This is a genomic window from Phocaeicola intestinalis (assembly GCF_014837065.1).
Lineage (GTDB): Bacteria > Bacteroidota > Bacteroidia > Bacteroidales > Bacteroidaceae > Phocaeicola > Phocaeicola intestinalis.
Genome location: NZ_JACSPP010000013.1, coordinates 1 through 13,877, shown reverse-complemented (window position 1 = coordinate 13,877; position 13,877 = coordinate 1). Strand labels below are relative to the sequence as shown.

The window sequence follows — 13,877 nt, the reverse complement described above, 5'->3', positions numbered from 1 at the left end:
TCATCTGTTGTCCCTGTCTCTTGCAGGCTTATTCCCCGAAAAAAACAACATGCCCAATGCACATACGGTATAACAGATGCGAAATGCTACAGGACTTATCCCTAACAAGGCATCAAGCCCTGTATAGTGTAAAGAGGCAAAAAACTGCACTACGAAAAACAATGTAATAAAATAGCCCGAAAAATAAACAAAGCCATACGACAGACCTCGTACCAAATCACGGTCGGTACGGTACATATCGATTGCAAAGCCATACACCATAGCTATCATCCCTACCATTACCGACAATAAACTGGTAAATCCCTCGGCCAATGGAGAGTTTCTTAACCCACCTGTTATACTTCGCACAACACCCCACGGTCCCCATGCCAATACAATACCGATAAACAAACATATGACTCCCGCTACGATACTCCATCCCAATGCCCGCTTTTCTTTACGGGTACACTTTCCACGTTTCTGCAACAAGCGTAATCCAAGTGCCCCCAATCCTGAATGCATCCACAACCCTGCACCGAATGCCAGCACCAGCAAATGTCCCAGCAAAGGAGCATGCAGAAACCCAGGCACACTATTACGTAATTGCCAGCGGAAACCTTCGGCGCTGAGCAGGCTCTGTATGCCTTCCCAGCCGTAAATGCTTCCTACCCACGATAAAAACGCTGCCAGCAACGTAAGCAAGAAGAACACAGTAGCCGGATGCAAAAAATACCTATTCGTCATCAGGCTCCAGGTTATCAATATCCAAAATACGTAATTCGAAAGCACGGGTCACCAGTCGGCAGGCATTGACGCCGGTACGCTCGTCAGGACGGAAGAGACGGCTTATCAAGTCATTCTGACGTTTCTCAATGGATTTTACCCCGAAAGGCATCCCTTTCAGATTCGTTATCATTTCTTTAGTATACCCCAATGCCAAGTGACGGAGCAAACGTTCGTCATACTCGTCAATATCATAATCAATCAAAGCTTCCTGCCTGCGTTGTTCGACAAGCACCGATTGTTTGAAACGTTCCACAATCTTCTCCAAAATAGGATAATTGAAAACCAATTTCTTACCTGCCATAACTGCGTCTACATCAGTAGCGGTCAGTAATTCACCGGTCTTCAATATGATGCCGTCGGCACCAGCGTTCAAGGCATCTACCCATAACCTTTCGTTCAGCACCTCTCCAGTGAATATCAGAACCTTCAGTCCTGGACGCTCCTTATGCAGACGGGCACAGATAGATACACCGATAGTGGTGGAACCTCCCAGACCCAAGTCAAGCAAAACCAAATCCGGCGTCTGTTGATCAAGTAAATCCCAAAACTCAGCCTCAGTCATTGCAGTTCCAATCACTTCAGCATTCGGTATCTCATGACGGAAGATTTCTTCCGTACCTTTCAATTCTAATTTCACATCCTCAACAATAATGACTTTAAACTTTTCCATAATTATAATGTGATAATTTGATAATGTGCTAATGGGTTAATATCAATAGATTTTCTGTGTTATACCTTATTTGTTTTTTGCGGAATGGTAAACCATACCGTATATCCTCCTCCCTCTTCGGGACATGCATTGATACGACAGCCCCGCCTGCCCGCAAACTCATCGTGGTCACGTATAATCTGCTTGCACACCAGAAATTCGGTTCCGACCAGTTTATTACCACTTCCGGCATACATCCTCGAAAGTGAGGGATAAAACAAACCATTCAATTCTTCTTGCGTAAACGTGCGACGCCTGTCGGTAAAACAAAACCGGACAAATCCATTATCCAATTGTGCTGATACCGTAATCGTACCAGATTCCGGATAACGCAATACTTCATTTACCAGATTCTCGAACAGAAACTCCAACAGGACACTGTCGCCCGAGACCGCCAGTCCTTCAGGCATCTGAGTTTCCAGCATAAGCTGGAAAGGCAATTTACGGGTAACCTTCCGGAAATAGCGGTCCAGTCTTTCATTCAAGTATTCTACACGGACTTCAGCACGACGAAAAGTCACCTCATCCAATTGGCGGGCAGCACACGAACTGAGCAAGGTAAAAATATCCTTATAATAATTTACCAGCTCATCCACAGTCTGCAACTGCTCTTGTTCTTCCGTTTCCGGAAGCACATCCTTTTCATTCAACCGGTCGATTATCTGCTTGATGCGGTTGGGATAATAAATAGTCTCGTGCTTGATAGTAGACAAGCAGTTGTCGAGCACCATATTCTGTACGTGAAGCATATTTTCCTCGTGAAACACCCTGCGGGCATCATCCTGAGCCAACTCAATGTCGGTATATTTTTCGCGCACCCGCACCACTGCATTATACAATACGGCCGCCAGATAATCTACCACCAGCTCTACCAACAACACATCTTCCTCGTTCAGCCTTTGCTGCATGACCTGCAGCGCAAACACTCCCATATGATGGATTTCACCACCCACTTCTACCCGAAGCGGCAAAGTCATCCATCCCGATGCTTCACCATACACCACAGCCTGCTTGTCGAAACACCGCTGCATCAATGTGCGTACCTCATCAGCATCGGTATGAAAAGAGAAATACCAACGCAATGCAGCCGTTTCTTCATCGAAAAGCGCCAGTCCCAAAGCTGAAACAGGGAAAAGTTCATTCAACTCATCAATCAGCCTGGAAAACAATACCTCAGACATAATTTCACCGTCTCCATTAAGCCGGACCGATGAAACAATCCCCTGGTTTATGACAAACACTTGCTCCATATTGTAACGGTAATGCACCCTCTTCCGCCAGTACAGCAAATAATACCCCACCAGACAAGCGACAACAAGCAATACCAACAATACCAAAGCAATGATTTTATTATTGGCAGACTGACGCATCTGCACACAATACTGCTCCAGCGAACGGTCTTTGCTGATTTGCTTGTATAGCGAAGTATAAGCCAGGTTATTATAATAATAAGTAGGAAAATCTTTCACAGCCAAAGCGGCTACAACTGACTCGTTGCGCACATCCAGCAAAATGTAATAATCGGTATCAAAATCCTTCTCCAGCCAGCTTTGCTCTGCCAGCACGTTATCATTGCGATACAGCTGCAACAACGGAGCATCGCATCCCGAATAGCACAAATAATGCATATTGAGGTAACGGAGCACACTGTCCGCATAAACCAATGCATCGGCATAACAACCTTCCACATTACACTCGTAAACCTGATTGGCATAATCATTTGCTATTGCCAGCAGACTATCGTACGAAGCCACCCGGCCAGGAGCCTGGACCTCATCAGAAACATGCCTGCCGCAACTGGTTCCGGCACATGCCACCAATACGATCCCTATGAGACACAATGCCCGTTTCACCCCTTTGGGCAAACGAAAATAAAAGCGGCTTCCCTTGCCCGGTGTGCTTTCGATGGCAAAACAGCACACGCTAAACAAGGCATTGGTCTTCCGGTATTTTTCAATAATGCCTTTACAATTCATCAATCCGAATCCGTGCCCTTTCTGGCTGCGCAATGATTGCACATCACCCGCCGTAGCCAGTCCGATATGACCCGAATCGTAAACCTTCTCACCCAAAATACAGTTCACATCTTCTGCCGTCAATCCAGGTCCGTTGTCCGAAACCGATATTTCCACATACGCATCAGTTTCATCCGCCCTCAGTTCCACATGCCCTCCTTCAGGCGTATATTTACGCGCATTTTCGGCCAGCGTATTAATCATGAACAGAGTCAGGGCACGATCAGCCTTTACCACGGCACTGGTAGAACAAATATCCAGGGTCTGCCGTTTCATTTCAAACGACCGCCTGCCCTTCCCTATCATTTCGAACAATTCATTCAAGGAGAAATTCTCGATGTTCAAGCTGACTATCCCTTGGCGCATCTTAATCCAAAGGGCAAGAATATCATTGTACTCGTTGATACGAGTTATCAATTCATCAATATAAACATATTTCCCCCTCTTTACTGCCTCCTGACGGGCATAGGGAGCCAGCCTCAACTTACGCACTTCATTGGCCACACGGTCGATATAAGGTAAAATGCCGGTCACGATAGCCAGACAAGCTTTCTTCACCACATTTTCCTTCTTGTTTTCTGTCAGATGTTGCTGGTGGATATATTGCTCTTTCTCCACCTTGCGGCGCTCGTCATCAAGCGAAACCAGATTAGCCCCATTGACCAATGTCCATGCCAGGTAAGGCGAAACCAATTGCAACAAGGCTTTTCCTTCCTTATGCAAAGGATGCTTCAAAGCCATCCAGACACATCCGATAACTTTTTCGTCTTCGGAAGAAATCAAATCGAAACGAAAACCTGTTGTTCCCTCTGGCAACAGAAACGGCAATGTATCGGACAATACCCCCGTATCTTCATCCTTCAGGCAAATCTGTATGTCCACGGCACCGAATATATGGAGGAAATCTTCCCGTACAGTCTGTTGAACCGCATCGACTACCTCTTTCATGTCTTCTGCCGAAGCCGGTACAGCCGATATGATTTTCCGGCACAATTCAAACACCTGTTTCAAGACAGACAGATACAGCCGGTTCCGTTTTTTCCAACGCCGGTTCAACATGACAAACAGACCTATCAGCATTCCCAGTCCAAGCAATACCAGAAAGAGCAATGCATTGAGCTGTTTCTCTTCACGCTCTAAAGCAGCATAACGGCTTTCCAGTAACTTATCCTGCCGGGTATAGTCCAGCAAGTCCAGGTAAATATTCCGGTTATAGTCTGATTGCTGCTTCATCCCCATTGCCGAATACGTACGGCTCAGCTGTTCGCGCAGACGCAGAATCCACTCCGGAACGGTCTTAATGCCCTCATCAGCTATCCATTTCAATTCAATGGGACGTCCACTGCCTGGAATATACGTGCGGAGGCGGTCAAAGGTATCGGTACAATGATAAAACCTTTCATGATGCAAGTTAACATATTGCAAAGCTGTATCCAGATTGGGCAAAGCTTTCTCAGGACAACCCATATAATTATAATAGGTAGCCAAAGTGCGGTAAGTCCCCGAAATCTGATACCAGTCACCGTATTGCTTGAACAAATCCAAAGCCTGACGCGCATACGCAAGCGGAAGGCTGTCAAGAGGCAGGTCGCGGTCGTTTACCAGACGTAACATATCCCGGCTGTTGCGGGACAATATCTCACGGTTCCGCCGGAAATTCAACAATTCGGCCAATGCCTGCAACGCGTTTGCCTCAAAATAAACATAACCTCTCGCTCGGCTAGTCATCAAACAATTGACCAAATACCCCAACTCTCCCGCAAGCAACTTCTCGCGTGTAGGAGCTTCATACATACCGCCTGACCCCCGCATATAAACATAATACAACCATTGCGCCGTATCTTTCCGGATAGCATCCACATCTATAGCATCTATAGCCTGCAAAGATGCCTCTTGCTGCTGAAGGTAATAAAAGTAAATACCTGAAACGATATAAAACTCGGATATGGCATAGTTCAGACGAAGCCTGGTATGTGCGTCGGTAATCTGCTTCTCGTCTTCACGGATGCGTTTCATCCTGCGAAGTGCACTGCTCCGGTAATCATAAAACTCTTTATTCATAGCCGTGCGCTGGCAAATCTTCATCATTCCCACATCAGCTATCAGGAACTCGATTTCATTATCACCTTCTCCAAGCGCCTGACGGTACAGCCGGGAAGCATGTTCGAAATCCATCCGCATAAAAGCACAGAAAGCCTCACTATTCAATGCCTCGGCACGCAGGTCAGAGTTGCCAGCCGCCAGCCGAAACGCTTCCCGTGCAGCCTGCGCCGATGCATCCAGGTCGCGGTAACGCATGGCATAAGCCGTCCGGTTCAGCGAATCCGCCCGCAAATAAGCATCCGTTCGTCCCGTGTGCCTGCCACATGACAGGCATACCCCTAAAAACACCATCCATAACCAAACCGCACCGTGTAATGTCCGCATAATCCCTCCCTGCATGACAATGAAAAAAGAGGTCATACCATCAGGTACATAAAAACCAAATGGTACAACCTCTTAGCTCCAGTCGAAAGAATTGTTATTTTTTAGATTCCTCTAAAGATACTTTTCTAAATTCTTTCAATGCCTTTTCCAATTCCAACGAAGCTTTGCGAGCACGCGTACCTGCAGCCTTATTTCCTTTTGAAGCCTGCAATTCGGCATCTGCAATCAAAACTTCATTCAATTCTTTGATTTTTGCAATTAATTCGTTCATAGCTTTTTCTATTTTGACCTTAAACATTTTCAAAGTAAATATAAATAACCCAATGTATAGCAGTTCGCTCCTTCTTTTTTACATTATTTAGTATTTCCGGTTCCATTCTATTGCAACCAAGTTGCAAAAACACAAATTGAATACAAAATCCGGACTTTCAAGTATTGGCTAACCTAAAGATTACGTTTACCTTTGCAGCAACATAAAATAACAAGAATCATGTCACATCAACACGTACACGAACACAACCATACGCTGACATCGCTCAACTCGATATTCATCGTATGCATCGTCATCAATCTGCTCTTTGTCGTCATCGAAGCCGGTGCAGGCTTCATCTTCAATTCACTGGGACTGCTGTCCGATGCCGGACACAACCTGAGCGATGTGTTCAGCCTGCTGCTGTCACTTTTTGCTTTCCGCATGTCAAAACACCGCAGCACCGAACATTTTACTTATGGGTACAAAAAAAGTACAGTGCTAGTATCACTGCTCAACGCCATCATCCTGCTGATTGCCGTAGGCGCCATTATTATCGAAAGCATTTACAAGCTGAAAACTCCCGAACACGTATCAGGCGCAGCTGTATCATGGACGGCAGGCATCGGCATCATTGTAAACGGCGTAACAGCTTGGCTCCTGATGAAAAACCAGAAGCACGACCTAAATGTGCGGGGAGCTTTCCTTCACATGGCAATGGACACCTTGGTTTCAGTAGGCGTGGTCATATCCGGCATCATCATCATGTTGACCGGATTTGTACTCATTGATACCTTCATCAGTTTAGCCATCGCCCTCTTGATACTGGTTTCTACCTGGAAATTATTGAAAGAAAGTCTTTTCCTTTCCTTAGACGCCGTACCCGAAAGCATTAACCTGCAAGAAGTGAGGAAACACATCGCCGAAGTACCTGGCGTGGAAAGCTTCCACCATTTCCACGTATGGGCGATGAGCACTACCGAAAATGCAGCCACCATCCACATCGTGTTAAAAGACCTGACCCAAATGGAAACCGTAAAACATGCTGTAAAAGAAGAACTGTGCGAACATGGCATTCAGCACAGCACCGTAGAATGCGAATCTCCCGGAAGCCATTGCAACGATTCGTGCTGCTGCCGGTAAACATACATTATGACTGATGATAATTCTCTTAGGGATTACCCACTATTTATAATGAATAGTACTGATCCGTATTGTAGGGGCGTATCGCATACGCCCTGAAAACATCCACGTGGATTAGTTGGCGCATTCGGGCGTATGCAATACGCCCCTACATGGGATGTTTGCGGAATTCAAATAAATTTAACGAAGTATTATGATTAGTTTATATAATGCGAATCAGGAGTTAAACGTAGTTATACTTCACAGGAGTTATCACTTCGTTCAGGAGTTAAAGGCCAATAGCCTTGCTTCTGAAACCGGCGCAAAAAGGTAGTGGCATCTGACTCCCAGCCCGCCAAGTGGGCAATAACTTCCTATAACTCCCTTTTAACTCCTAATTGGCATTTATATAATGAAAATTCACCACAGAGTATTACAGGTAAATCTCATTTTGCAGTGAAAGTTTCCGTATCCTCTGTGGTAAAATGATGTAGGATTATAATTCTTCTATTTCTTCATGTGTAAGCCCCGTACATTGGATTATGTTTTTTACGGAAAGTCCCATTTCTTTCATCCTTTTAGCAACTTCTTTTGCTTTCATTTTCTCTCCTTCAGCTCTTCCTTCAGCTCTTCCTTTAGCTTTTCCTTTAGCTTTTCCTTCTTTGAATCCTTCTGTATGTCCTTCGTCCCAGCCTGTCTTAATAACACTGCGTTGGTAGCGCAGGGCTTCCATATCTCGGTAATAGGCACGCTTTTCTGCATCGGGTAGCGTGTCGATACGAAGCCGTTCTCTTGCTTCCGGGAGTCCTTTTGCAGTAGCTTCTTTATCTATTTCTCCGGTTTTGAGAAATTTAATCCATTCATCAAGAGGAGTCTTTGCTACTTTATCGAAATCATTTACGCGCAACACATAATATTCAGGAAAGATATCTTTGCATCTTTGCCTGTAAAAATTTCTTGCTGCCGGGCGGATAATTTTAGAAAGTTGTCTGAATCGTGTAAACCACGGAAGATTATTTCCCCATGATATGCATAGTCCTTGCTTTTAATCATGCTGAAATAAACAATATTGATGGAATAGATTTTGCATATCTTGTTATAGTCTGTTTCCTCATCAGTGTATCGCGATAGGATGTCAGAAGCCCCATAAAGCATTTGGTGATAATAATATAGTTCGCGATAGTTTTGGATTTTAATGACAAGCAGCCTCCCTTTGCTGTCTTCTACCAAGATATCTGCGCGGTTGAATTTGTCTGTTTCATCTGTTTGGTTTGATTCACTTTCCAAAAAGCGGGAGATGCGCAAATCTTCTTCCAATAAAGTTGACAAGAATCCTTCAAGCACGACATAATTGCTTTTGTCGCGCAATAACCTTTTCATCGCCCAGTCGAAACGTATAAAATTATCTTTCATATTCAAATGTTTATGGCTTGATGCAAAGATAGGAATTAATTTTATTTAGGACAAAAACAGTTTGGATTTTCTGCTTGGGAGAGACCGCATGAAGAATAAAAAAACCTTGTATTGCCCTATCGTCCTCCCGACGACAGGTTGCAATGCAAGGTTTTGACTTATTAGAAATATTAAAAATGAATGTCCATTTAGTATCCTGGGTTTTGTGTCCAGTTGGTGTTGGCATTAAGCACATCAAGACTCAACGGCCATAAGCGGTATCTTGGATCATTGGCGTTCGGATTAAAGTCGTTTTTGAACCCCCAGTCGCGTTCGAAATCACCAAAGCGGATTAGGTCATTACGGCGCCAGTGTTCATCCAGAAATTCGCGACCACGTTCGTCCAGGATGTCTTGCAGGCTGGGGTCACCAACGATTTGAGGAGCATTGACATACGCACGGATTTGATTAAACAAGCTCATCGGTGTATCACCGTTGGTCGCTGTCCCGCCACGTACGATGGCTTCGCATTTCATCAGCAGCACATCCGCATAACGGAATACAGGTACGTCGTTGCTTTGGTTACGGCTATAGGTGTTATAATCTGTAGCATTCGGGAAGAACTTGATGGAGCGATATCCTTGTGTCCATCCGGTCATGTCGTTACCCACATTGAGATCTCCATCCGGGACGATAGGAGGATCAGCTGTTGGGTCAGACTTTAAGGTAATGGATTTGGTGAAAGTCACATCCACTCCTCCATATGTATTGCGAACATCAGTCGGTTCGCCGGTAGCATTGTTGTATTGGTAAACATCAAAAGTTTCCATATCAATGTTCTCACCTACATTACCGGCTATGACATCGTTACGGCGGTCACCTGGAAGGTTGAATAGTTCTACAAATTCCGGTGTCAACGTCATATTACCTCCTAATGAATTAGTTAGAGGAATGCTATAGAATCCGTTTTCACTTTGTCCACGGCGCCATGTGCGGAAACGGGCGTATGTCATTCCTTGTGCTGTAGAGGCATCGAACGGCATCACATAAATGAAATCTTTTATCTGATAGCCGTTATTATACATAAACTTGGTTTTGTAGTCATCGCTTAAATCAAAGTATCCGGAAGCGATGATACGGTCGCAGGCAGCAATACAATCGTTTAACTTTTCATTAGTGGCGTTTGGATCCCAGCTTGAACTGGTTACGTCCTGTGTATAAACATTCCAGTTGATATATAATTTGGCAAGTAATGCATCTACCATCCAGCGAGTAGGTTTACCGTAGGTAGAAGCATCGACGTTTTCATAACAATTGTCACGTACGGCAAGCAGTTCCGATTCAATCCAACGGGCTACATCAGCACGCGGAGAACGGTCTATGCGTTCATCATCTGCCAGCAGATGGTCGAGAATAGGCGTGTCTCCCCAGTGCTCCATCATCATAAATGTGTAAAAAGCACGGGCTGCACGTACAGGAGCTACTTCAGGGACATCCTCGCCTCCCAAATCAAAAATGACCCGGTTGCAATTGGTGATACCCGTCTGCAAATCGTTGTACACATTCAATTGGTTTGCCGAATTAGTCGGGTCAATCATATGTAACGAGAAGTTTGCCATGTCACGACCGTTCAAGTAGTCACTATCGAAACTGACCGCGGTGTATTCATCCGAATTACAGGATACGCCTTCATCATAACGGCGTCCGATAGCTGCACGAAATGCATAGAAAGCATTGTTCATAGTGGCTTCTATGGCAATCTCCGAGTCAGGCAGTTCTGTATATTGGGATTTGATGTCTACGTCAAGGTCGGTACACCCAACGCTTGTCAGTGCCAATAAGGCACCCGAAAAAAATATATGTCTTGTTTTCATAAAAGTCTTTTTTTGTTAATTTAGAAATTTACGTTTATTCCTACAAGGAACGTGCGGGTACGCGGATAGTTGGTATTTCTCCAGTCCATGCCGGGAGTCAATCCGCCAAGGTTTACTTCTGGGTCGACACCGCTATAACCGGTGATAGTAAAGACGTTGTTGCACGTAGCATACAGACGCAGGTTGTTCACCCAGTTGCCAATCTTGCCGAAGTTGTAACCCAGTGTCAATGTAGACAAGCGGAGGTACGAACCGTTTTCCAAATAACGATCAGAAGGAGCTTGTGCCCGTGAATCATGTGGATTTTGTTCGGTTGCGACTTCTGCCAGTACATTTTTCCCAGCAGCCACCAGACCCACTTGGCTGTAATAGCAACGGGTAGAATTGAAAATCTTGTTCCCTGCTACCCCCTGGAAAAATGCGGTCAGTGTCCAGTTTTTCCATGTCAAGTCATTGTTCCATCCGTAGGTGATTTTAGGTTGTGCCGAACCAGCCATACGACGATCGCTATCATCAGGTGCATCTGTTACACCTACCAGATTTCCGTTTTCGTCATAGTCATTAAATATAGAACCACCGTTTTCATCATATCCTGCCCATTCCCACAAGTAGAATTGTCCGATAGGTGCACCCTCCATGATGCGTTGTACATTGGTGCTGGAATAACCACCTACGTCCGGATTCGCTTGGTCAATGTAGTTCACCGAGTAGGTTTCGTTAGAAAGCTTTTCTACTACGTTCTTGTTGTGCGAAAGGTTGAGGGTAGTACTCCATGTAAAGTCTTTAGTTTGTACCGGTACTGCATTCAAGGTTATTTCAATACCTTTGTTGCTGATATCGCCTACATTGGCAGTCATTACACCGTATGAATAGCGGTTGGTAGAAACCGGATAGTCGTAAATCAAGTCACTGGTTTTCTTGCTGTAGTACTCGATGGTACCGGTCAGGCGGTTGTTGAAAAAACCAAAGTCCAGACCTACATTAAACATACCGGTGCTTTCCCATTTCAAATCTGGGTTCGAGTTACGGGTTGCCCCTAAGATGCGGTAATCGGATTCAGTACCGTTGGCATCTACATAAGTAAACCATCCGGTGTGTCCGTATACCTGACGGGCATAGAAGGCATCGAAACCTAATGAGTTACCGCTCACACCATAACCGATACGGAATTTCAAGTCATCGAATATGTCTTGGTCTTTCATGAAGTCTTCTTCTATGATGCGCCATGCGGCAGATACCGAAGGAAACGTACCCCAACGATTGTTAACACCGAAAGCCGAAGAACCGTCTCGGCGTACAGTAGCTTGCAGCAAGTATTTGCTTTTATAACTGTAGTTGGCACGTCCGTAGAATGAAATCATACGCAGGGTGGCAAGATTGTTGCTGATAACATCGTTGATGTCAATGTTGTTTGCCATACCCATGTTGTAATAACCCAGGTCATCACTGTAGAAGTTATATACTCTCAGTCCGAAACCATCGTTGTTGTCAGACTGTTCCCATGAGTATCCTAACATTACGCCCACCTTGTGTGCGTCGTTGAATGTATGGTTCCAGTTCAGATAAGTTTCCATCTGTTTGCGGATGTTTTCTACCGTGCTACGGTCTGCTTGTCCGTTTCGGGCTGCTACGCTGGGCAATTGAGTCTTGCTGCTGTTGTAATTGCTGTAGATATACTGTTGGTTTTGATAAGAGAGATTTAAATTCCAGTCCAGACCGTCTATGATATGGAAAGTGGCTTTGGCCACACCTTGCAGCAATTTTTCTTTAGTATCGTAACGGTCTTCATTGACCATCGACATCGGGTTGTAGTTTTGTGAAATGGATGTATTACTGTACCAAGAGTCATCGGCATTCTTAACAGGAACCAATGGGCTGTAATAATACATGGCATCCAGAACACTTTGTCCTTGTGAGCCGGTAGGACCGGTAGAACTGTTACGGATGCTGGCATTCAGACTCAGCGAGATGTCCAACCGGTTGTTGAATGCTTTGGTTTGCAGGAAAGAACGTGCGGTCAGGCGGTCCATGTTAGTACCTCTTACTACGCCTTGGCGTTCGAGAAAGTTGAGAGAAGCATTATAACTGGTTTTTTCATTACCCCCGTTGATAGACACATTATGGTTGTGGCTGAATCCGGTACGAAGCACTTCATCTTGCCAGTTGGTATTGGCTGGGTTACTTGCATCATAATAAGCCGAAATATCTATGTCGTTTGCATTGGCATATGTCAGCAGTTCGTTGGCATCCATCATATCTACGGTTTTCATCGTCTTGTCCCATGCTACATATCCGCTGTAACTTACGTTGGTACGTCCATCCTTATTGCCTTTCTTGGTGGTGACGATGATTACGCCGTTGGCAGCTTTCGAACCATAGATGGCGGTAGCCGAAGCGTCACGCAAGACATCAATGCTTTCAATGTCTTCTGGAGCTACCAATGAAAGGCTTACACCGGGCACACCGCCTATAACATAATAGGGTTCCATTGCCTCGCCCGTACGAAGTGAAGAAGCACCACGCAAAGAGATCGAAGCCGAACCGTTCGGGTCACTGGTGTTAGCTACGGTTAAGCCCGGCACTTTGCCTTGCAGCAATTGGGCAGGAGTAGTGACTACGCCAGTATTCAGGTCTTCCGCCTTTACGGTAGTGATAGAGCTGGTCACGTCTTTGCGTTCCATTGAACCGTAACCGATGACTACCACTTCGTCCAGCAACTGGCTGTCTTCGTTCATCGTAACATTGATGACGCTTGATTCTACTTTCACTTCTTGTGTCTGATATCCGATGTAAGAGAATACCAGTGTCTTTCCTTTTTCTACTTTAACTGAATATTTACCATCAATGTCGGTAACATTGCCATTTGTAGTACCTTTTTCTACTACACTTACCCCAATCAGCGGCATACCGGATTTATCGGTAACTGTTCCGGTTACTGCACTTTGGGCAAATGCATACGTACTTACCAATAAGAAAACAGCCAAGGAGAAGAGTTTCCTCAGCGCATGTTTGTTTGTAATAAGTTTGCTTTGCATAAGTTGTTTGTTTATTAGGGTTTAAATTCGTTGCAAAAGTCAAATAGCGGTTTTGCAGGGGCATTTCACCGATATTTCATTTGTGCGTTAAACTTGTTACAAACTTGTTAAACCGGGAGGATGGAAAGGTGTTGAATTAATCCAAGAATAATGTTATGGGCATCATAATCAAATTCCAAAAGCCATTAAAATAATTGGTATTCCTGATTGGATTGGATTATATTATCAATCCAGGCATCATCCTTTTATGGTTTCCATATCAAAACCGTACGTTCTCCAATTGAAAAC

General features: G+C 44.8%; 7 protein-coding genes and 1 pseudogene. 1 reads left to right on the top strand and 7 read right to left on the bottom strand.

Translation table 11 applies throughout. The annotated features are described in order from the left end of the window. Genes H9625_RS06040 through H9625_RS06025 form a run of 4 tightly spaced genes read right to left on the bottom strand, consistent with a single transcriptional unit; the run spans position 1 to position 6,187 of the window. Positions 1–723, bottom strand: a complete 723-nt coding sequence (locus tag H9625_RS06040; RefSeq protein ID WP_191763445.1) for an AbgT family transporter — start codon at positions 721–723, stop codon at positions 1–3. Next, positions 713–1,435, bottom strand: coding sequence for a DUF5932 domain-containing protein (locus H9625_RS06035; RefSeq protein WP_022041190.1), 723 nt, complete (start codon positions 1,433–1,435; stop codon positions 713–715). The genes H9625_RS06040 and H9625_RS06035 overlap by 11 nt, the downstream gene beginning before the upstream one ends. A gap of 59 nt (positions 1,436–1,494) precedes the next feature. After that, entirely contained in the window at positions 1,495–5,952 is a 4,458-nt protein-coding gene (locus H9625_RS06030; protein WP_225226297.1) for a DUF5113 domain-containing protein, read from the bottom strand. A gap of 58 nt (positions 5,953–6,010) precedes the next feature. After that, positions 6,011–6,187, bottom strand: coding sequence for a hypothetical protein (locus tag H9625_RS06025; protein ID WP_022041188.1), 177 nt, complete (start codon positions 6,185–6,187; stop codon positions 6,011–6,013). A gap of 219 nt (positions 6,188–6,406) precedes the next feature. Here H9625_RS06025 and H9625_RS06020 point away from each other — a divergent pair, with 219 nt between their 5' ends. Then, positions 6,407–7,309 (top strand): cation diffusion facilitator family transporter, encoded by a 903-nt coding sequence (locus H9625_RS06020; RefSeq protein ID WP_191763443.1) that lies wholly within the window; start codon positions 6,407–6,409, stop codon positions 7,307–7,309. A gap of 475 nt (positions 7,310–7,784) precedes the next feature. Here the strand turns inward: H9625_RS06020 and H9625_RS18030 are convergent. The 3 genes and pseudogenes from H9625_RS18030 to H9625_RS06005 form a co-directional block, all read right to left on the bottom strand. Then, positions 7,785–8,701 (bottom strand): annotated as a pseudogene (locus H9625_RS18030) (PD-(D/E)XK nuclease family transposase). 188 nt (positions 8,702–8,889) lie between these two features. Next, positions 8,890–10,554, bottom strand: a complete 1,665-nt coding sequence (locus H9625_RS06010; RefSeq protein ID WP_191763441.1) for a RagB/SusD family nutrient uptake outer membrane protein — start codon at positions 10,552–10,554, stop codon at positions 8,890–8,892. A gap of 20 nt (positions 10,555–10,574) precedes the next feature. Then, positions 10,575–13,589: a SusC/RagA family TonB-linked outer membrane protein gene (locus H9625_RS06005; RefSeq protein WP_191763439.1), complete on the bottom strand. Its 3,015-nt coding sequence runs from the start codon at positions 13,587–13,589 to the stop codon at positions 10,575–10,577. Positions 13,590–13,877: the final 288 nt, after the last annotated feature.